Source organism: Priestia sp. USM5 (assembly GCF_058323215.1).
In genome coordinates, this window is sequence record NZ_JBSGKN010000001.1 from 4,378,876 (window position 1) to 4,400,000 (window position 21,125).

The 21,125-nt window shown below is 43.8% G+C and carries 14 protein-coding genes, 5 rRNA genes and 1 riboswitch (1 of these 20 running past the window's edge); of the genes, 1 reads left to right on the plus strand and 18 read right to left on the minus strand.

What is annotated here, in order from left to right; translation table 11 throughout:
* Positions 1-32 precede the first annotated feature (32 nt).
* Positions 33-290 (plus strand): YgaP family membrane protein, encoded by a 258-nt coding sequence (locus ACWATA_RS22980; protein WP_016762773.1) that lies wholly within the window; start codon positions 33-35, stop codon positions 288-290.
* 30 nt (positions 291-320) lie between these two features.
* Here ACWATA_RS22980 and purD read toward each other — a convergent pair whose 3' ends face one another.
* The 18 genes from purD to ACWATA_RS23070 form a co-directional block, all read right to left on the minus strand.
* Positions 321-1,595: a phosphoribosylamine--glycine ligase gene (gene purD, locus ACWATA_RS22985; protein ID WP_033580832.1), complete on the minus strand. Its 1,275-nt coding sequence runs from the start codon at positions 1,593-1,595 to the stop codon at positions 321-323.
* Between the two features lie 13 nt (positions 1,596-1,608).
* Positions 1,609-3,147: a bifunctional phosphoribosylaminoimidazolecarboxamide formyltransferase/IMP cyclohydrolase gene (gene purH, locus ACWATA_RS22990; protein WP_025752921.1), complete on the minus strand. Its 1,539-nt coding sequence runs from the start codon at positions 3,145-3,147 to the stop codon at positions 1,609-1,611.
* Positions 3,148-3,250: 103 nt separating this feature from the next.
* Positions 3,251-3,829 (minus strand): phosphoribosylglycinamide formyltransferase, encoded by a 579-nt coding sequence (gene purN / locus ACWATA_RS22995; RefSeq protein ID WP_014461934.1) that lies wholly within the window; start codon positions 3,827-3,829, stop codon positions 3,251-3,253.
* Complete coding sequence (gene purM / locus ACWATA_RS23000; protein WP_014461935.1) at positions 3,826-4,863, minus strand: phosphoribosylformylglycinamidine cyclo-ligase; 1,038 nt, start codon at positions 4,861-4,863, stop codon at positions 3,826-3,828. Before purM ends, purN begins: the two co-directional genes overlap by 4 nt.
* A 26-nt stretch (positions 4,864-4,889) precedes the next feature.
* On the minus strand, positions 4,890-6,305 hold the full coding sequence (purF, locus tag ACWATA_RS23005; protein WP_013055041.1) for an amidophosphoribosyltransferase: 1,416 nt from the start codon (positions 6,303-6,305) through the stop codon (positions 4,890-4,892).
* Positions 6,281-8,512, minus strand: a complete 2,232-nt coding sequence (purL, locus tag ACWATA_RS23010) for a phosphoribosylformylglycinamidine synthase subunit PurL (protein WP_473050193.1) — start codon at positions 8,510-8,512, stop codon at positions 6,281-6,283. The genes purF and purL overlap by 25 nt, the downstream gene beginning before the upstream one ends.
* Positions 8,496-9,182 carry a phosphoribosylformylglycinamidine synthase subunit PurQ gene (gene purQ, locus ACWATA_RS23015; protein WP_013055039.1) on the minus strand — a complete coding sequence of 229 codons (687 nt, stop codon included), beginning with the start codon at positions 9,180-9,182 and terminating at the stop codon, positions 8,496-8,498. Before purQ ends, purL begins: the two co-directional genes overlap by 17 nt.
* Positions 9,179-9,430, minus strand: coding sequence for a phosphoribosylformylglycinamidine synthase subunit PurS (gene purS / locus ACWATA_RS23020; RefSeq protein ID WP_014461938.1), 252 nt, complete (start codon positions 9,428-9,430; stop codon positions 9,179-9,181). Before purS ends, purQ begins: the two co-directional genes overlap by 4 nt.
* Positions 9,431-9,437: 7 nt before the next feature.
* Positions 9,438-10,145 (minus strand): phosphoribosylaminoimidazolesuccinocarboxamide synthase, encoded by a 708-nt coding sequence (purC, locus tag ACWATA_RS23025; protein ID WP_028412531.1) that lies wholly within the window; start codon positions 10,143-10,145, stop codon positions 9,438-9,440.
* Between the two features lie 74 nt (positions 10,146-10,219).
* The gene (purB, locus tag ACWATA_RS23030; protein WP_193426974.1) at positions 10,220-11,512 is read right to left on the minus strand and encodes an adenylosuccinate lyase; all 1,293 of its coding nucleotides are present in this window, start codon (positions 11,510-11,512) and stop codon (positions 10,220-10,222) included.
* On the minus strand, positions 11,509-12,654 hold the full coding sequence (gene purK, locus ACWATA_RS23035) for a 5-(carboxyamino)imidazole ribonucleotide synthase (RefSeq protein ID WP_013081438.1): 1,146 nt from the start codon (positions 12,652-12,654) through the stop codon (positions 11,509-11,511). The genes purB and purK overlap by 4 nt, the downstream gene beginning before the upstream one ends.
* A complete protein-coding gene (purE, locus tag ACWATA_RS23040) occupies positions 12,647-13,135 on the minus strand; it encodes a 5-(carboxyamino)imidazole ribonucleotide mutase (RefSeq protein ID WP_028412533.1) in 489 nt (162 codons plus the stop codon). Before purE ends, purK begins: the two co-directional genes overlap by 8 nt.
* A 128-nt stretch (positions 13,136-13,263) precedes the next feature.
* A riboswitch (purine riboswitch) is annotated at positions 13,264-13,365 on the minus strand.
* Between the two features lie 84 nt (positions 13,366-13,449).
* Positions 13,450-13,650, minus strand: coding sequence for an NETI motif-containing protein (locus ACWATA_RS23045; RefSeq protein WP_016762769.1), 201 nt, complete (start codon positions 13,648-13,650; stop codon positions 13,450-13,452).
* Between the two features lie 165 nt (positions 13,651-13,815).
* Positions 13,816-13,931 (minus strand): 5S ribosomal RNA (gene rrf, locus ACWATA_RS23050).
* Positions 13,932-13,994: 63 nt separating this feature from the next.
* A 23S ribosomal RNA gene (locus tag ACWATA_RS23055) occupies positions 13,995-16,930 on the minus strand.
* A gap of 225 nt (positions 16,931-17,155) precedes the next feature.
* Positions 17,156-18,707 (minus strand): 16S ribosomal RNA (locus ACWATA_RS23060).
* Between the two features lie 174 nt (positions 18,708-18,881).
* A 5S ribosomal RNA gene (gene rrf, locus ACWATA_RS23065) occupies positions 18,882-18,997 on the minus strand.
* Positions 18,998-19,060: 63 nt separating this feature from the next.
* A 23S ribosomal RNA gene (locus ACWATA_RS23070) occupies positions 19,061-21,125 on the minus strand (it continues 871 nt past the right edge of the window).
* Together the 16S, 23S and 5S rRNA genes form the textbook arrangement of a ribosomal RNA operon.

Sequence of the window (21,125 nt, forward strand, 5' to 3'; positions counted from 1 at the left end):
GTTATTAATTTTATGAATAAAGGTGATAAAACATGAAACCAAATATCGGTATTGTTAACGCATTAATTCGACTTACACTGGGCTTTACCCTTCTTTCTTGGACAACATCTCGTTTATCTCGCAGACCGTACAAAGATTCATACATCTTCTTAGGGTTAATGGGAGCTTTAAAAGTTGCAGAAGGCATCACGCGTTTTTGCCCCCTTACGTACGCATATGATTCGTGTCAAAAACACGATGAACATGAACACCATCCAAATGGAAACGAAGAAACGTATAATCCTTCATAAGGTAAAAAGGAGAGCCGGAGCTCTCCTTTTTTATTTTAAAGCTGCTTTTGCTAATGCACGATGGCCGATGTCTTTGCGATAGAAAAAGCCTTTTTCTACATCGATATGAGCCATTTGTTTGTATACTTCTTGCTGCGCTTCTTGAAGAGTTGCTCCTTTGGCACCTACTAATAGAACGCGGCCGCCGTTCGAAACGTATGTGTCGTTTTCTAAAGCCGTACCAGCGTGGAAAACAAGCGCGTCTTCACTGATCGCATCCAATCCGTTAATTGGCGCACCCTTTTGATAATCTTCTGGGTAACCCGCTGCGGCTAATACAATTCCAATAGCTGCTTCGTTATCCCATTCAATTTCTACTTTTTCTTCTTTCAAAATGCGAAGAAGCACATCGACTAAATCGCTTTTCATACGGGGCAGTACAACCTGTGTTTCAGGATCTCCAAAACGCGCATTAAATTCAATCACTTTTGGTCCTTTTTGTGTTTGAATCAGACCAGCATATAGAATTCCCGTATACTCACAGCCTTCTTCAGCTAATCCTTTAGCCATTGGAAGTAAGATGTTTTCTACAGCCTCTTGTACTTCTGCATCACTGATTTGCGGAACAGGAGAGTAAGCTCCCATGCCTCCTGTGTTCGGACCTTGATCGCCGTCAAAAGCACGCTTATGATCTTGTGCAATTACCATTGGATACACATTTGTCCCGCGTACGAATGCCATTAATGAAAATTCTTCACCATCCAAAAATTCTTCTACAACTACTTTGGCACTTGCTTCTTTAAATTTTTGGTCAACTAGAAAATCACGTAATGTATCTACAGCTTCTTCTACTGTTAAAGCAACAGTTACACCTTTACCAGCTGCTAAGCCGTCTGCTTTAATAACAATTGGAGCGCCTTGCTTTTCCACATATGCTTTTGCTTCCTCGTAAGACGTAAATGTTTCATACGCTGCGGTTGGAATATCATACTTTTTCATGAGCTCTTTTGCAAAGCTTTTGCTTCCTTCAATCATCGCTGCTTGTTTGCGCGGTCCAAAGACCGGAAGACCTTCTTGTTCGAATCGATCAACAATGCCTTCAATTAGCGGATTTTCTGGTCCAACAATTGTTAATCCAATCTTATTTTCTTTTGCAAACTGCACAAGCTCTTCTTGGCTACTTTCATCGATTGGTACAATCGTTGCCACATCTCTCATGCCTGGGTTTCCTGGTGCTACAAACACTTCGTTAACAAGTGGACTTTTTGAAGCTTTCCATGCAATTGTATGCTCTCTTCCGCCTTTTCCAATAACTAAAACATTCACGTTCTTCACCTCATTAATGTTTAAAATGTCTTACGCCTGTAAATACCATTGCAATGCCGTATTCATCTGCTTTTGCAATTGACTCTTCATCACGAATTGATCCGCCTGGCTGAATAATAGCTGTGATTCCTGCTTTAGCTGCTGCTTCTACTGTATCGCCCATTGGGAAGAAAGCATCTGAACCTAAAGCTGAACCTTGTGCTTTTTCACCAGCTTGTTCAATTGCAATTTTTGCAGCGCCTACGCGATTCATTTGACCAGCCCCTACGCCAATTGTCATGTCATCTTTTGCAAGTACAATAGCATTAGACTTAACATTTTTAACAACTTTCCATGCTAATTTTAAATCTGCCCACTCTTTTTCTGTTGGCTCACGTTTCGTTGGAACAGTAATCGTTGCATCATCAAATCCGAATACGTCTTCATCCTGAACAAGCACGCCGCCTTTTACAGACGTTAAGAAAGCTTCTTTTTCTGCTTTTTCATCAAGCTCTATCGTTAGTAAACGAAGGTTTTTCTTAGCTGTTAATACATCTAATGCTTCTTGATCGAACGCAGGAGCAATGATGATTTCTAAGAAAATTTCTTTTAACTGAATAGCCGTTTCACGGTCGATAGGACGGTTAGCTGCTACGATGCCGCCAAAGATAGATGTAGGATCCGCTTCATATGCTTTTTGATAAGCTTGAGCAATTGTTTCACCCACACCTACACCGCAAGGATTCATATGTTTGATCGCTACGATAGCCGGCTCTTTGAATTCTTTTACGATTTGAAGAGCTGCGTTTGCATCGTTGATATTATTGTATGATAACTCTTTTCCATGCAGCTGCGTAGCTGTTGCAATAGAACCTTTTTGTGTTAACGGCTTTTTATAAAAAGAAGCTTGTTGGTGAGGGTTTTCTCCGTATCGTAAGCCTTGAACGCGCTCATACGTTACTGTTAATTTCTCAGGAGTTGTTTCACCTGTAATGTTTGTTAAGTATTCAGCGATTAATGCATCATAAGCTGCCGTATGACGGAATACTTTTGCTGCTAATCGTTGGTTGGTTTCAAATGAAACATTGCCATCTGCTTTTAACTCTTCTACTACGGTTGCGTAATCGCTTGGATCTACTACAACTGAGACAGAACGATAATTTTTCGCAGCTGAACGAAGCATTGTAGGTCCACCGATGTCAATATTCTCAATCGCTTCAGCAAGCGTTACATCCTCTTTTTCAATTGTCTTTTTAAATGGGTATAAGTTTACAACTACAAAGTCGATTGGCGAGATATTATGCTCTTTCATTTGAGCTTGATGCTCTTCATTATCGCGTAACGCTAATAAAGCACCGTGAACGTTAGGATGCAATGTTTTTAAACGGCCGTCTAAAATTTCTGGGAAACCAGTTACTTCAGAAATTCCGATAACGTCAATGCCGTTTTCTTCTAGGGTACGCTTTGTACCGCCAGTTGAAATAATTTCTACTCCTAAGTCCTTTAATTCTTGTGCAAATGAAACAATACCTTCTTTATCAGATACGCTAATAAGCGCGCGTTTTGCTGTCATTTTGTAAACTCCTCCTGATCCGATCTCTCATTTAAAATCTTTCTTTCACTACTACTCTACCATAGTAAAGGATTAAAACTTTTTTGACAAGGTTACATCCTATTTATTTAACTGCGGCTTGTTCAAATAATTCATTCAGTACCGCGGGATAAAATTGATGTTCAATTTCATGAATACGGGCCTCAACTGTTTCTCTTGTATCGCCTTTTTCAATGCGAATAGCCTGCTGGTCAATAATTGGTCCTGTATCCATGCCTTCATCTACAAAATGCACGGTAATTCCAATCACTTTTACTCCTGCATCAAAAGCTTGACCAATAGCATCAATCCCAGGAAATGCAGGTAAAAGCGAAGGGTGAATATTAACAATACGATTTTTGTATGGCTTAAGCAACGTCGAACCAACTAATCGCATATATCCTGCTAAAACAAGAAATTCTACTTTAGCTGATGTAAGCTCTGCAAGAATTGCTGCTTCATACGCTTCTTTATTTTCATAGTTTTTAGGCGAACAAACAAAGCATGGTATTCCACATGCTTTTGCTCGTTCAATTACGTATGCATCCGGTTTATTACAAACAACAAGCGCAATATTTGCTTTTAATCGACCTGACTGAGTTGCTTCGTAGATGGATTGAAAGTTACTGCCGTTTCCAGAAGCAAACACTGCAATATTTATCATGCAAACGTCCCTCCAGCAAATTCAACACCTGTTCCTTCTTTGACACGTCCGATAACAAATGCTTTTTCGCCTTCGTTTTCAATTGCTTCAATGACTTTATTCATATCTTCAGGTTCAACAGCTAAAACAAATCCGATTCCCATGTTGAATACTTCAAACATTTCTTTACGATCTAGCTTGCCTTGCTCTTCAAGGAAATCAAACACGTATGGGATTGGCCAAGAACCGTAATCGATTTCGACACCTAAACCTTCAGGAAGCATACGAGGGATATTTTCAACAAATCCGCCTCCAGTAATATGAGCCATACCTGCCACCTTAGCTGCATGTAATGCTTTTAGGACCGGCTTCACGTATATTTTTGTTGGCGTTAATAACTCAACTCCGAGCTTTTCATTAAAACCAGCGTAAGTTTCGTGAAGATTTAATCCTTGATCATCAACAATTTTACGTACAAGAGAGTAGCCGTTGCTGTGAATACCGCTAGATGAGATACCGATCAACAGCTGTCCAGCTTTAATCTCATCTCCAGTAATAATTTCTGACTTTTCTACCGCTCCTACTGTAAACCCTGCAAGATCATATTCATCTTCTTCGTATAAACCTGGCATTTCAGCTGTTTCTCCGCCAATTAACGCACAGTTGGACTGTTCACAGCCGTCTGCAATTCCTTTTACAATCGATTCAATTTTTTCAGGAACTGCTTTCCCGCAAGCAATATAATCTAAGAAGTAGAGAGGCTCTGCTCCTTGTGCTAAAACGTCGTTTACACACATGGCCACTGCATCCACACCGATTGTGTCATGCTTATCCATTTGAAAAGCAAGTTTCAATTTTGTTCCTACTCCATCTGTACCAGAAACAAGAACAGGCTCTTTTAAATTCAATGTAGATAAATCAAACATTCCGCCAAAGCCGCCGACTGTTCCCATAATACCTGCACGAGCAGTGCGTTCTACGTGCTTTTTAATACGTGAAACAGCTTCATATCCTGCTTCTAAGTCAACTCCAGCTTGTTTATATGAATATGACATGTTGTCACTCCTTTTTTACGTTAAAACTAACAAGTTACCTTTTCATGAGGGTGTACAGTATCTGGATAAATTTCAGTTGGATACTTTCCAGTGAAACATGCCATACACTGTCCGCCGTTGCCTTCATACTGTCTGCCGATTGCATCTACTAACCCTTCGTTGCTTAAGAAAACAAGTGAATCTGCTTCAATTAATTCACGAATTTCTTCAACAGAGCGCGTAGCAGCAATTAGCTCAGAGGATGACGACGTGTCAATTCCATAGAAACATGGATTTTTGATAGGTGGTGAACTGATGCGTACATGTACTTCAGTTGCTCCTGCTTCTCGAAGCATACGAACAATGCGTCGGCTTGTTGTGCCGCGAACGATAGAATCATCTACCATAACAACACGCTTACCCTCTACAATTTTACGTACGGGAGACAGCTTCATTTTTACACCTTGTTCACGCAGTTCTTGTGAAGGCTGAATGAATGTACGGCCTACGTATCGATTCTTAATTAAACCTAATTCGTATGGAATCCCGGACTGTTCTGCAAAGCCGATTGCTGCTGAAATACTTGAATCCGGAACGCCTGTTACAACGTCTGCTTCAATTGGTGACTCAACTGCAAGTTGTTTCCCAAGGTTTTTACGAGCAGAGTGAACATTGATTCCATCAATATTACTATCTGGTCTTGAGAAATAAATATATTCCATACTGCAAATAGCACGGTTTACGTTTAATGTGAATCGCTCTGATTGAATACCTTCATCATTAATAATAAGTAACTCACCAGGCTCTACATCACGCTCATGAACCGCTCCAACAATATCAAACGCACATGTTTCAGAAGCTACTACATAGGCATCACCTAATCGTCCAATTGATAATGGACGCAGTCCGTGAGGATCAAGTGCAACCATCATCGTATCTTCCGTTAAAATAACGAATGCGTATGCGCCTTTAACCATGGATAAAGCATTTTTCACTTTATCTTTCATATCTTCATAGCCGCTTCGTTTAATTAAATGAGCAAGTACTTCTGTATCAGATGTTGATTGGAAAATACTCCCTTGGTTTTCCAGCTGATGCTTTAATGCATTTGCATTAACCAAGTTTCCATTATGAGCTAACGCAAGGCTTCCGCTATGAGAGCGGAAGTGAAGGGGTTGAACATTTTCAAACCCTCCGCCTCCAGCTGTTGCATAACGAACGTGTCCAATTGCTGCTTTACCGTTTAGTTGCTCTAACTCTCCGTGGCCAAATACTTCGTTAACAAGACCGACGCCTTTCATCACTGTCACTTTTTCTCCGTCTGTTACAGCAATACCAGCGCCTTCTTGTCCGCGGTGTTGCAAGCTATGCAAACCGTAATAAGCAATCTGGCTTGCATTTTCATGTCCCCATACACCGAATACGCCACATTCTTCGTTTAAGCCTTTGATTTCAGCAAGCATGGAAGCGCTCCTTTCCAAGCAGTAGTTAATTCTTCAACTGATAATTGAACAAGAACATTTTCTTGATGTTTAACAGTTAATGTTGCGTCTTCTGTTACGCGTCCTACTAATGTTGCATCTTGTACAAGCATTTCGAATTTTTCTTTATTCTCTGGTGAAACCGTTACGACAAAGCGTGATTGTGTTTCACTGAATAGCTCTGCTGTTGCTTCACCGTCTACCGTTACGTTTACGCCTAACCCGCTGCCGTTCATCACTTTTTCAGCTAGGGCTACCGCGAATCCTCCTTCTGCAATATCGTGAGCAGATTGAACTGCACCTTCACGAATTGCTTGAAGAAGCTGATCTTGACGTGTTTTTTCAACCGCTAAATCTAATTTAGGTGACTGGCCGAATACCGTACCGTTTTCTAATACTTTTTGAAGCTCAGTACCTGCGAATTCTGCTTCAGCTTTACCAATAACATAGATTAAGTCATCTTTTTGCTTCGCATATTGAGTTGTAATATGGTCGATATCGTCGATTAGACCAACCATTCCAATAACAGGAGTTGGGTAAATTGCTTCACCTTTTGTCTCATTGTACAGAGATACGTTACCGCCGATAACCGGAGTCGATAGCTCACGGCAAGCGTCGCTCATACCGTCTGTTGCTTTTTCAATTTGCCAGAAGATTTCTGGCTTTTCAGGGTTGCCGAAGTTTAAGCAGTCTGTAATCGCAAGAGGCTGTGCACCTGAACATACAAGGTTACGAGCAGCTTCTGCCACTGCGATACGGCCGCCTACTTCCGGGTCTAGGTATAAATAGCGAGAGTTACAGTCTGTTGTCATCGCTAATGCTTTATTTGTATCACGTACACGAACAACCGCCGCGTCAGATCCAGGAGATACAACTGTGTTTGTACGTACTTGGTAGTCATATTGGTTGTAAACCCACTCTTTGTTTGCAATCGTAGGCTGTTTTAAAAGCGTTACTAACATATCACTGTGATTTTCAACAGTAGGAGCGTATGCTGACTGCTCTTGGAACTCACGATAGTATGCTGGTTCTTGAGATGGTTTGTGGTATACCGGTGCATCTTCTGCTAATGCATCTACAGGAACATCTGCTACTACTTCTCCGTTATGAGTTAAACGAAGGCGCTTATCGTCGGTTACGTGACCGACTGAAACAGCTTCTAATCCGTATTTTTCAACGATTTCGACGATTTCATTTTCACGGCCTTTTTCAACAACGATGAGCATGCGCTCTTGAGATTCTGAAAGCATCATTTCATATGGTGTCATACCCGTTTCACGCTGAGGTACAAGATCAAGGTTCATTTCAATACCAGAACCTGCTTTACTTGCCATCTCTGCCGAAGAACTTGTTAAGCCCGCAGCACCCATATCTTGAATACCTACTAAAGCGTCACACTTGATAAGCTCTAAGCAAGCTTCAAGAAGAAGTTTTTCCATAAATGGATCTCCTACTTGTACAGCAGGACGTTTTTCATCTGACTGATCAGATAGCTCTTCAGAAGCAAATGTAGCGCCGTGGATACCGTCGCGTCCCGTTTTTGCTCCTACGTACATAACCGTGTTGCCAACGCCTTTAGCTTGACCTTTTTGAATATCTTCGTGGTTAATTAAACCAACACACATAGCGTTAACAAGCGGATTTCCTTCATATGAAGCTTCAAACTGAATTTCTCCACCTACTGTTGGGATTCCTACACAGTTACCGTAACCTGCGATTCCCGCTACTACTTCCTCAAACAAATGACGAACCTTTGGAGATGTTAATTCACCAAAACGTAAAGAGTTTAAAAGTGCAATCGGTCTTGCTCCCATTGAAAAGACGTCACGAATGATGCCACCTACACCAGTTGCTGCTCCTTGATAAGGTTCAATCGCTGATGGATGGTTATGACTTTCGATTTTAAATACAACGGCTTGGTTATCACCAATATCAACGATACCAGCTCCTTCACCAGGACCTTGTAATACTTTTTCACCCGTGATAGGGAATTTTTTCAGTACAGGCTTAGAGTTTTTATAGCTACAGTGCTCTGACCACATAACAGAGAATAAGCCTGTTTCTGTATAGTTAGGAGTACGACCAAGCAGTTGCTCTACATTCGCAAACTCTTCGTCTGTTAATCCCATATCTCGATATAACTTTTGTTCTTTAATTTGCTCTACATTTGGTTCAAGAAGTAACGACATTTTGTTCCCTCCACTGCTTTACAATTGATTGAAATAATTTAAGTCCGTCCGCGCTTCCTAAAAGATCGCTTACCGCTCTTTCTGGGTGAGGCATCATTCCTAATACGTTGCCTGTTTCGTTCGTAATCCCTGCAATATCTTGAAGACTTCCGTTTGGATTATCACCTGCGTATTGGAAAAGAATCTGGTTGTTTTCAATCAATTTTTGTAACGTATGTTCATCACAATAGTAGTTGCCTTCACCGTGTGCCACTGGAATAGCAATTACTTCATCTTTGCCATAAGCATTTGTAAACATTGTTTCGTTATTAGCTACTTTCAAATTCACTGTTTTACAGATGAATTTTAAGTTTTCATTACGGCGCATAGCACCTGGCAGTAATCCTGCTTCTAATAAAATTTGGAATCCATTACATACACCTAGTACTGGCTTTCCTTGGCTTGCTGCTTTTTTTACAGCATCCATTACATTTGAGAAGCGAGCGATAGCACCTGAACGAAGGTAATCTCCATATGAGAAACCACCTGGAAGCAAGATACCATCATATTGATCTAATGATTCTGTATCGTGCCAAACGTAATCTACTTCTTCACCAAGCTCATCTTTGATAGCATGATACATATCTACGTCACAGTTTGATCCTGGAAAAACAATTACAGCAAATTTCACTGTACGACAACCTCCTCAACCTCGTAACGGTAATCTTCAATTACTGTATTAACTAAAAGCTTTTCACACATTTCTTTTACGCGTTCATCTAATGAATCTGTGCTGTCGATTGTTAGCTCTAAAAATTTACCGATGCGTACTTCTTGAACTTCTTCATAAGACATACGGTGCAATGAATTTTTAACGGCTACTCCTTGAGGGTCTAATACACTTTCTCTTAATGTGACAAATACTTTTACTTTATACATGGTTGGGTTATCCTCCGATTCGCTGTAAGATTTTTTCGTATGCTTCTGTTAAACCGCCTAAGTCTCTGCGGAATACATCTTTATCTAATTTTTCGTTCGTATGAACATCCCAGAAGCGGCAAGTGTCAGGTGAAATTTCATCCGCTAAAATAATGTCGCCTTGAGAAGTACGGCCGAATTCTAATTTAAAATCCACTAAGAAAATGTCTTTATCTTTGAAAAATTTCGATAATACTTCGTTGATTTGAAGTGCTTGTGCCTTTAAACTATCAATCTCTTCTTGAGTTGCAGCCTTAAGGAAAATCGCATGTTCTGCAAGAATTAATGGATCACCAAGCGCATCATCTTTGTAGTAAAGTTCAACGATTGGCTGTTCAAAACGAATACCTTCTTCTACGCCAATTCGCTTCGCAAGGCTTCCTGCTGTAGCATTTCGTACAACGACTTCAAGCGGAACAATTTCTACTTTCTTAACCGCCTGTTCATGATCTGAAAGCTGCTTCACAAAGTGAGTTGTAATCCCTTGCTCATGTAACATTGAAAATAGTAAACTACTAATTTGATTGTTCAGCTGTGCTTTTCCGCTAATCTCTGCTTTTTTCTGACCGTTGAATGCTGTAGCTTCATTTTTATAAGCAACCCACAGTACATCTTGCTCATCAGTAGCGTAAATTTTTTTCGCTTTTCCTTCATAAAGTAACTCTTGCTTTTCCATGCTGTCACCTCTACATACAGAATATTCAGATACACTTTCTTAGATAAAGGCAAGGACGTGCCTTGCCTTTTTTATTAAAGACCTAAACGTTCAAAAATCATATCTACATTTTTTAAATGGTGCTTATGATCGAAGCAATCTTCAATCTCTTCTGGCGATAAGTGGCGAGTAATGCGCTCTTCGCCTTCAATTAAAGAACGGAAAGGAACTTGCGTTTCCCATGCTTCCATTGCTTTTGGCTGTACTAAGTCGTATGCTTCTTCACGTACCATACCTTTGTTAATTAATGTTAAAAGTACACGCTGTGAGTAAATTAGCCCTAGTGTACGATCCATGTTGCGCTTCATGTTGTCAGGGAATACTGTTAAGTTTTTAACAATATTTGCAAAACGATTTAACATGTAATTCAAAGCAATCGTTGCATCAGGTAAGATGACACGCTCTGCCGATGAATGAGAGATGTCACGCTCATGCCAAAGCGGTACATTATCATAAGCTGTAACCATATAGCCGCGAATTAAGCGAGCAAGTCCCGTTACGTTCTCAGAACCGATTGGATTACGTTTATGAGGCATTGCAGATGAGCCTTTTTGACCTTTTGCAAAATATTCTTCAACCTCACGTGTTTCACTTTTTTGAAGACCGCGAACTTCTACTGCAAATTTCTCAATAGATGTCGCAATTAACGCTAGTACTGACATATAGTGTGCATGACGGTCACGCTGTAATGTTTGCGTAGAGATTGGTGCTGGTGAAATTCCTAACTTCTCACATACGTATTTTTCAACGAAAGGATCGATGTTAGCGAACGTTCCAACTGCTCCTGACATTTTACCAAATTCCACTTCAGCTGTAGCACGTTTTAAACGCTCTAGGTTACGCTTCATTTCTTCATACCATAATCCCATTTTCAAACCAAATGTCGTTGGCTCAGCGTGTACACCGTGTGTACGTCCCATCATAACCGTATATTTATGTTCTTGAGCTTTTTCCTTTAGTACTTCTACAAAGCGCTCTACGTCACTTAGCAAGATTTCATTAGCTTGCTTTAATAAATAAGATAGAGCTGTATCAACTACGTCAGTTGAAGTCAAACCGTAGTGTACCCACTTGCGCTCTTCACCAAGCGTTTCAGATACTGCACGAGTGAAAGCTACTACGTCATGACGCGTTTCTAGTTCAATTTCATTGATGCGGTTAATATCAAAAGATGCATTTTGACGAATTAACTTCACATCTTCTTTCGGAATATGTCCTAATTCTGACCATGCTTCGCAAGCTAGAATTTCAACTTCTAACCAAGCTTTAAATTTATTTTCTTCTGTCCAAATAGCTGCCATTTCTGGTCTTGTATAACGTTCAATCATGTTGTTACTTCCTCCGTTCTTTCCCAAATTCCTAGAGATTCGGCTTTTTCTATCGCCTCATCTATCTTATCAGCTAATACCGTGATATGTCCCATTTTTCTCTTCTCTTTTGCAACTTTTTTTCCGTACAAATGTAAGTGCATATCATCTAAACATTCGATTTTTGCCATTGTGTTCTCAATATGTTCCCCTAATAGGTTAACCATCACAGCAGGTTTTAATAAAGTCGGCTGTGCTAGGGTCCAGTTACAAATGGCTCTTACATGCTGCTGAAATTGAGAAAGATCACAAGCATTGATTGAATAATGACCTGAGTTATGAGGTCTAGGTGCCATTTCATTTATATAAAGCTGACCTTCTTCAGTTAGGAACATCTCAACTGCTAATGTACCAACTAAATCTAATCCTTTTGCTATTTCTTGCGCATATTGAAGAGCTTTCGCTTCTTGATCTGCTGTAATACGTGCCGGAACAATCGTTTGGTGCAAAATATGATGCTTATGAATGTTCTCAGCTACTGGTAAACATACCGTTTCGCCTTTTGCATTTCGGTGTACAATAACTGATACTTCTTTATCTAAGTTCATCCACTGTTCTACAATGCATTCCGACTGTGCTAATAGCTCAGCTGCTTCACGAATATTATTCTCATTTTTCACTAGAACTTGCCCTTTACCGTCATATCCGCCTCGGCAAGTTTTTACGACACATGGATAACCAATTGTTTCGACAGCTTTTAAAAGTTCTTCTTCAGTCGTAACGATTGCGTAATCAGGAACGTCTAGATTAAGCTTTGTAATCATTTCTTTTTCTAAACGACGATTTTGTGTAACGGCTAGTAAATGACTGCCTTGTGGCACGTAGCATTTTGTTTCTAGCCATTTCATCATCTCAACATCAACGTTTTCAAATTCATAGGTGATGACATCTGACACTTCAGCAAGCTGTTCAACCGCTTTTCTATCATCATAGTTGCCAATGACTTTAATATCTGCTACTTGACCGCAAGGAGAATCTTCTGTTGGTTCAAGCACTGCAATGTAATAACCCATTTCTTTAGCAGATAGTGCAATCATTCTTCCTAGCTGTCCACCGCCTACGATTCCAATTGTTTTACCAGGAGGTATAAGTAAATTAGACAAGTTGATCACTACTTTCTAACACAGATGATTTAATAGACTCTCTACGATTTTCAAGTTGATCACTTAACGTTGGATCCTGTGTTGCTAAGATTTGTGCTGCTAGCAGGCCAGCGTTCGTAGAACCAGCTTTCCCAATAGCTACTGTAGCTACCGGTACGCCGCCTGGCATTTGAACAATCGATAAAAGTGAATCTAAACCGTTTAAGTTACTTGATTTAACGGGTACTCCTATTACAGGTAAAATTGTTTTTGCGGCAATCATACCAGGTAAGTGCGCAGCACCCCCAGCGCCAGCAATAATAACTTTAATCCCTCGTTCTTTCGCTGTTTCAGCATATTCAAACATATAATCCGGCGTTCGATGTGCTGATACAACTTTCTTTTCATATTGAATATTTAATTCATCTAAAATGTCACACGCATATTTCATAGTGCTCCAGTCTGACTGACTGCCCATTACAACAGCAACTTTTACATTCATGAATAAAAGCTCCTTTTTCACGTTATAAAAAAACCTAGGGTAAGTTATGGCTCACTAAAGGAAAGCCACAACTACCCTAGGTTTCATGTATCAACATTCCTTTTGAAAAGGAATCATGTTTACCTATTTAGTAATTGTACTCTCCTCATAGTCCAATGATTTACGGTCATCGGGTAGAAACTCGTGGGCCATATTCCCACTATTATATGAGGTTTCGGATATCTCAATTGACAACTTAATAATAACAGCCAAACTAGAAAAAAGTCAACCTAAAAATCGAATGTTTACTATTTTTATCATTAAAATGTTCGTATTTAGAGACTTTTCCCTTCGAAAACAATCTGTTGCTTTACCGGAACATAGTCCTTTTTACCATTTATTTCTTTTTCTTCAAAAATAGGCTTTTCCATTCGTCGAACAGGCATATACCCATCTTTTTTCATCCGATCTAAACAACTTGCGATTGTTTCATTTTCTTGTAATTCATACAGTACTTTTTTTGATTTCTTACCCAAAATGCAGCCTCCAGTTCGAAAAAAGTTTCTTACAGCGTCAAAAAGAGCTTTTATAACAAAAATTAAATGAATCCACTATAGTGTAACATAATTTAAAAGTTAAATTCATGCTGTAATTTTTAGAAACAAAAAAGACTAGTCATTGAATGACTAGTCTTTTTATTGGCCTGGCAACGTCCTACTCTCACAGGGACAAAGTCCCAACTACCATTGGCGCTAAAGAGCTTAACTTCCGTGTTCGGTATGGGAACGGGTGTGACCTCTTCGCTATCGCCACCAGACAAGAGATTGTTCTCTCAAAACTAGATAACTGTTTGCTGAGTAAAGCTTATGCTTTTAAAAGTTTGGTTAAGTCCTCGATCGATTAGTATCAGTCAGCTACACATGTCGCCACGCTTCCACCTCTGACCTATCAACCTGATCATCTTTCAGGGATCTTACTAGCTTGCGCTATGGGAAATCTCATCTTGAGGGGGGCTTCATGCTTAGATGCTTTCAGCACTTATCCCGTCCACACATAGCTACCCAGCGATGCCTTTGGCAAGACAACTGGTACACCAGCGGTGTGTCCATCCCGGTCCTCTCGTACTAAGGACAGCTCCTCTCAAATTTCCTACGCCCACGACGGATAGGGACCGAACTGTCTCACGACGTTCTGAACCCAGCTCGCGTACCGCTTTAATGGGCGAACAGCCCAACCCTTGGGACCGACTACAGCCCCAGGATGCGATGAGCCGACATCGAGGTGCCAAACCTCCCCGTCGATGTGGACTCTTGGGGGAGATAAGCCTGTTATCCCCGGGGTAGCTTTTATCCGTTGAGCGATGGCCCTTCCATGCGGAACCACCGGATCACTAAGCCCGACTTTCGTCCCTGCTCGACTTGTAGGTCTCGCAGTCAAGCTCCCTTGTGCCTTTACACTCTACGAATGATTTCCAACCATTCTGAGGGAACCTTTGGGCGCCTCCGTTACATTTTAGGAGGCGACCGCCCCAGTCAAACTGCCCACCTGACACTGTCTCCCGGCCCGATCAGGGCCGCGGGTTAGAATTTCAATACAGCCAGGGTAGTATCCCACCGACGCCTCCACCGAAGCTAGCGCTCCGGCTTCTCAGGCTCCTACCTATCCTGTACAAGCTGTACCAAAATTCAATATCAGGCTACAGTAAAGCTCCACGGGGTCTTTCCGTCCTGTCGCGGGTAACCTGCATCTTCACAGGTACTATAATTTCACCGAGTCTCTCGTTGAGACAGTGCCCAGATCGTTACGCCTTTCGTGCGGGTCGGAACTTACCCGACAAGGAATTTCGCTACCTTAGGACCGTTATAGTTACGGCCGCCGTTTACTGGGGCTTCGATTCAGAGCTTCTCCCAAAGGATAACCCCTCCTCTTAACCTTCCAGCACCGGGCAGGCGTCAGCCCCTATACTTCGCCTTGCGGCTTCGCAGAGACCTGTGTTTTTGCTAAACAGTCGCCTGGGCCTATTCACTGCGGCTCTCTCGGGCTATACACCCTACCAGAGCACCCCTTCTCCCGAAGTTACGGGGTCATTTTGCCGAGTTCCTTAACGAGAGTTCTCTCGATCACCTTAGGATTCTCTCCTCGCCTACCTGTGTCGGTTTGCGGTACGGGCACCTCCCGCCTCGCTAGAGGCTTTTCTTGGCAGTGTGGAATCAGGAACTTCGGTACTATAGTTCCCTCGTCATCACAGCTCAGCTTTCATGATGAGCGGATTTGCCTACTCATCAGCCTAACTGCTTGAACGCGCATATCCAGCAGCGCGCTTACCCTATCCTACTGCGTCCCCCCATTACTCAAACGGCGGGGAGGTGGTACAGGAATATCAACCTGTTGGCCATCGCCTACGCTTTTCAGCCTCGGCTTAGGTCCCGACTAACCCTGAGCGGACGAGCCTTCCTCAGGAAACCTTAGGCATTCGGTGGACAAGATTCTCACTTGTCTTTCGCTACTCATACCGGCATTCTCACTTCTAAGCGCTCCACCAGTCCTTACGGTCTGACTTCGCTGCACTTAGAACGCTCTCCTACCACTGACATCAAAGATGTCAATCCACAGCTTCGGTGATACGTTTAGCCCCGGTACATTTTCGGCGCAGAGTCACTCGACCAGTGAGCTATTACGCACTCTTTAAATGGTGGCTGCTTCTAAGCCAACATCCTGGTTGTCTAAGCAACTCCACATCCTTTTCCACTTAACGTATACTTGGGGACCTTAGCTGGTGGTCTGGGCTGTTTCCCTTTTGACTACGGATCTTATCACTCGCAGTCTGACTCCCATGGATAAGTCTTTGGCATTCGGAGTTTGACTGAATTCGGTAACCCGTTGGGGGCCCCTAGTCCAATCAGTGCTCTACCTCCAAGACTCTCACAACATGAGGCTAGCCCTAAAGCTATTTCGGAGAGAACCAGCTATCTCCAGGTTCGATTGGAATTTCTCCGCTACCCACACCTCATCCCCGCACTTTTCAACGTGCGTGGGTTCGGGCCTCCATTCAGTGTTACCTGAACTTCACCCTGGACATGGGTAGATCACCTGGTTTCGGGTCTACAACCACATACTAAACGCCCTATTCAGACTCGCTTTCGCTACGGCTCCGCCTTATCAGCTTAACCTTGCATGGGATCGTAACTCGCCGGTTCATTCTACAAAAGGCACGCCATCACCCATTAACGGGCTCTGACTACTTGTAGGCACACGGTTTCAGGATCTCTTTCACTCCCCTTCCGGGGTGCTTTTCACCTTTCCCTCACGGTACTGGTTCACTATCGGTCACTAGGTAGTATTTAGCCTTGGGAGATGGTCCTCCCAGCTTCCGACGGAATTTCACGTGTTCCGCCGTACTCAGGATCCACTCAAGAGGGAACGAAGTTTCAACTACAGGGTTGTTACCTTCTTCGACGGACCTTTCCAGGTCGCTTCATTTACTTCGTTCCTTTGTAACTCCGTATAGAGTGTCCTACAACCCCAAGAGGCAAGCCTCTTGGTTTGGGCTAATTCCGTTTCGCTCGCCGCTACTCAGGAAATCGCATTTGCTTTCTCTTCCTCCGGGTACTTAGATGTTTCAGTTCCCCGGGTCTGCCTTCAATATCCTATGTATTCAGATAAAGATACTGTTCCATTACGAACAGTGGGTTTCCCCATTCGGAAATCTCCGGATCAAAGCTCACTTACAGCTCCCCGAAGCATATCGGTGTTAGTCCCGTCCTTCATCGGCTCCTAGTGCCAAGGCATTCACCGTGCGCCCTTTCTAACTTAACCATTAGCGAATAAATGGTACAACATAAAGTTGTGTTATTTATTGGTTTGATTAAAGAAAAGTTTCACTTTTCCTCAGCAATTACTGTTATCTAGTTTTCAAAGAACAATCGCAACCAAAATTCTTCTTATCTAATAAGAAGAAAGTAGTGTGCTTTCTATAATTGAGAGATTGAACTCTCAAAACTGAACAAAGTGTCAAAACGTACGTCATGTAAAAATCCTTAGAAAGGAGGTGATCCAGCCGCACCTTCCGATACGGCTACCTTGTTACGACTTCACCCCAATCATCTGTCCCACCTTAGGCGGCTAGCTCCTTACGGTTACTCCACCGACTTCGGGTGTTACAAACTCTCGTGGTGTGACGGGCGGTGTGTACAAGGCCCGGGAACGTATTCACCGCGGCATGCTGATCCGCGATTACTAGCGATTCCAGCTTCATGTAGGCGAGTTGCAGCCTACAATCCGAACTGAGAATGGTTTTATGGGATTGGCTTGACCTCGCGGTCTTGCAGCCCTTTGTACCATCCATTGTAGCACGTGTGTAGCCCAGGTCATAAGGGGCATGATGATTTGACGTCATCCCCACCTTCCTCCGGTTTGTCACCGGCAGTCACCTTAGAGTGCCCAACTAAATGCTGGCAACTAAGATCAAGGGTTGCGCTCGTTGCGGGACTTAACCCAACATCTCACGACACGAGCTGACGACAACCATGCACCACCTGTCACTCTGTCCCCCGAAGGGGAACGCTCTATCTCTAGAGTTGTCAGAGGATGTCAAGACCTGGTAAGGTTCTTCGCGTTGCTTCGAATTAAACCACATGCTCCACCGCTTGTGCGGGCCCCCGTCAATTCCTTTGAGTTTCAGTCTTGCGACCGTACTCCCCAGGCGGAGTGCTTAATGCGTTAGCTGCAGCACTAAAGGGCGGAAACCCTCTAACACTTAGCACTCATCGTTTACGGCGTGGACTACCAGGGTATCTAATCCTGTTTGCTCCCCACGCTTTCGCGCCTCAGCGTCAGTTACAGACCAAAAAGCCGCCTTCGCCACTGGTGTTCCTCCACATCTCTACGCATTTCACCGCTACACGTGGAATTCCGCTTTTCTCTTCTGCACTCAAGTTCCCCAGTTTCCAATGACCCTCCACGGTTGAGCCGTGGGCTTTCACATCAGACTTAAGAAACCGCCTGCGCGCGCTTTACGCCCAATAATTCCGGATAACGCTTGCCACCTACGTATTACCGCGGCTGCTGGCACGTAGTTAGCCGTGGCTTTCTGGTTAGGTACCGTCAAGGTACGAGCAGTTACTCTCGTACTTGTTCTTCCCTAACAACAGAGTTTTACGACCCGAAAGCCTTCATCACTCACGCGGCGTTGCTCCGTCAGACTTTCGTCCATTGCGGAAGATTCCCTACTGCTGCCTCCCGTAGGAGTCTGGGCCGTGTCTCAGTCCCAGTGTGGCCGATCACCCTCTCAGGTCGGCTATGCATCGTTGCCTTGGTGAGCCGTTACCTCACCAACTAGCTAATGCACCGCGGGCCCATCTGTAAGTGATAGCCGAAACCATCTTTCAATCATCTCCCATGAAGGAGAAGATCCTATCCGGTATTAGCTTCGGTTTCCCGAAGTTATCCCAGTCTTACAGGCAGGTTGCCCACGTGTTACTCACCCGTCCGCCGCTAACGTCATAGAAGCAAGCTTCTAATCAGTTCGCTCGACTTGCATGTATTAGGCACGCCGCCAGCGTTCATCCTGAGCCAGGATCAAACTCTCCGAAGAAATGTTTGACTTGCTCATTTAAAAAATAAAAATTAACGTTGACGTTTGTCGCTTTGTTCAGTTTTCAAAGTTCAACCGCCGCTCTTAAGCGACTTTACTATCTTATCAAGTTATCAACGTAATGTCAACAACTTTTTTAAAAGATTTTTTAAAAGAAAAGAGAGATCTTTTCCAGTCTGGCAACGTCCTACTCTCACAGGGACAAAGTCCCAACTACCATTGGCGCTAAAGAGCTTAACTTCCGTGTTCGGTATGGGAACGGGTGTGACCTCTTCGCTATCGCCACCAGACAAGAGATTGTTCTCTCAAAACTAGATAACTGTTTGCTGAGTAAAGCTTATGCTTTTAAAAGTTTGGTTAAGTCCTCGATCGATTAGTATCAGTCAGCTACACATGTCGCCACGCTTCCACCTCTGACCTATCAACCTGATCATCTTTCAGGGATCTTACTAGCTTGCGCTATGGGAAATCTCATCTTGAGGGGGGCTTCATGCTTAGATGCTTTCAGCACTTATCCCGTCCACACATAGCTACCCAGCGATGCCTTTGGCAAGACAACTGGTACACCAGCGGTGTGTCCATCCCGGTCCTCTCGTACTAAGGACAGCTCCTCTCAAATTTCCTACGCCCACGACGGATAGGGACCGAACTGTCTCACGACGTTCTGAACCCAGCTCGCGTACCGCTTTAATGGGCGAACAGCCCAACCCTTGGGACCGACTACAGCCCCAGGATGCGATGAGCCGACATCGAGGTGCCAAACCTCCCCGTCGATGTGGACTCTTGGGGGAGATAAGCCTGTTATCCCCGGGGTAGCTTTTATCCGTTGAGCGATGGCCCTTCCATGCGGAACCACCGGATCACTAAGCCCGACTTTCGTCCCTGCTCGACTTGTAGGTCTCGCAGTCAAGCTCCCTTGTGCCTTTACACTCTACGAATGATTTCCAACCATTCTGAGGGAACCTTTGGGCGCCTCCGTTACATTTTAGGAGGCGACCGCCCCAGTCAAACTGCCCACCTGACACTGTCTCCCGGCCCGATCAGGGCCGCGGGTTAGAATTTCAATACAGCCAGGGTAGTATCCCACCGACGCCTCCACCGAAGCTAGCGCTCCGGCTTCTCAGGCTCCTACCTATCCTGTACAAGCTGTACCAAAATTCAATATCAGGCTACAGTAAAGCTCCACGGGGTCTTTCCGTCCTGTCGCGGGTAACCTGCATCTTCACAGGTACTATAATTTCACCGAGTCTCTCGTTGAGACAGTGCCCAGATCGTTACGCCTTTCGTGCGGGTCGGAACTTACCCGACAAGGAATTTCGCTACCTTAGGACCGTTATAGTTACGGCCGCCGTTTACTGGGGCTTCGATTCAGAGCTTCTCCCAAAGGATAACCCCTCCTCTTAACCTTCCAGCACCGGGCAGGCGTCAGCCCCTATACTTCGCCTTGCGGCTTCGCAGAGACCTGTGTTTTTGCTAAACAGTCGCCTGGGCCTATTCACTGCGGCTCTCTCGGGCTATACACCCTACCAGAGCACCCCTTCTCCCGAAGTTACGGGGTCATTTTGCCGAGTTCCTTAACGAGAGTTCTCTCGATCACCTTAGGATTCTCTCCTCGCCTACCTGTGTCGGTTTGCGGTACGGGCACCTCCCGCCTCGCTAGAGGCTTTTCTTGGCAGTGTGGAATCAGGAACTTCGGTACTATAGTTCCCTCGTCATCACAGCTCAGCTTTCATGATGAGCGGATTTGCCTACTCATCAGCCTAACTGCTTGAACGCGCATATCCAGCAGCGCGCTTACCCTATCCTACTGCGTCCCCCCATTACTCAAACGGCGGGGAGGTGGTACAGGAATATCAACCTGTTGGCCATCGCCTACGCTTTTCAGCCTCGGCTTAGGTCCCGACTAACCCTGAGCGGACGAGCCTTCCTCAGGAAACCTTAGGCATTCGGTGGACAAGATTCTCACTTGTCTTTCGCTACTCATACCGGCATTCTCACTTCTAAGCGCTCCACCAGTCCTTACGGTCTGACTTCGCTGCACTTAGAACGCTCTCCTACCACTGACATCAAAGATGTCAATCCACAGCTTCGGTGATACGTTTAGCCCCGGTACATTTTCGGCGCAGAGTCACTCGACCAGTGAGCTATTACGCACTCTTTAAATGGTGGCTGCTTCTAAGCCAACATCCTGGTTGTCTAAGCAACTCCACATCCTTTTCCACTTAACGTATACTTGGGGACCTTAGCTGGTGGTCTGGGCTGTTTCCCTTTTGACTACGGATCTTATCACTCGCAGTCTGACTCCCATGGATAAGTCTTTGGCATTCGGAGTTTGACTGAATTCGGTAACCCGTTGGGGGCCCCTAGTCCAATCAGTGCTCTACCTCCAAGACTCTCACAACATGAGGCTAGCCCTAA

Coding starts and splice junctions, on each gene's coding strand:
- purS (WP_014461938.1), bottom strand. CDS start 9,430: ATGTATAAAGTAAAAGTATTTGTCACATTAAGAGAAAGTGTATTAGAC.
- purN (WP_014461934.1), bottom strand. CDS start 3,829: ATGATAAATATTGCAGTGTTTGCTTCTGGAAACGGCAGTAACTTTCAA.
- purL (WP_473050193.1), bottom strand. CDS start 8,512: ATGTCGTTACTTCTTGAACCAAATGTAGAGCAAATTAAAGAACAAAAG.
- purB (WP_193426974.1), bottom strand. CDS start 11,512: ATGATTGAACGTTATACAAGACCAGAAATGGCAGCTATTTGGACAGAA.
- purF (WP_013055041.1), bottom strand. CDS start 6,305: ATGCTTGCTGAAATCAAAGGCTTAAACGAAGAATGTGGCGTATTCGGT.
- purM (WP_014461935.1), bottom strand. CDS start 4,863: ATGTCATATTCATATAAACAAGCTGGAGTTGACTTAGAAGCAGGATAT.
- purH (WP_025752921.1), bottom strand. CDS start 3,147: ATGACAGCAAAACGCGCGCTTATTAGCGTATCTGATAAAGAAGGTATT.
- purE (WP_028412533.1), bottom strand. CDS start 13,135: ATGAATGTAAAAGTTGCTGTTGTAATGGGCAGTCAGTCAGACTGGAGC.
- ACWATA_RS22980 (WP_016762773.1), top strand. CDS start 33: ATGAAACCAAATATCGGTATTGTTAACGCATTAATTCGACTTACACTG.
- purC (WP_028412531.1), bottom strand. CDS start 10,145: ATGGAAAAGCAAGAGTTACTTTATGAAGGAAAAGCGAAAAAAATTTAC.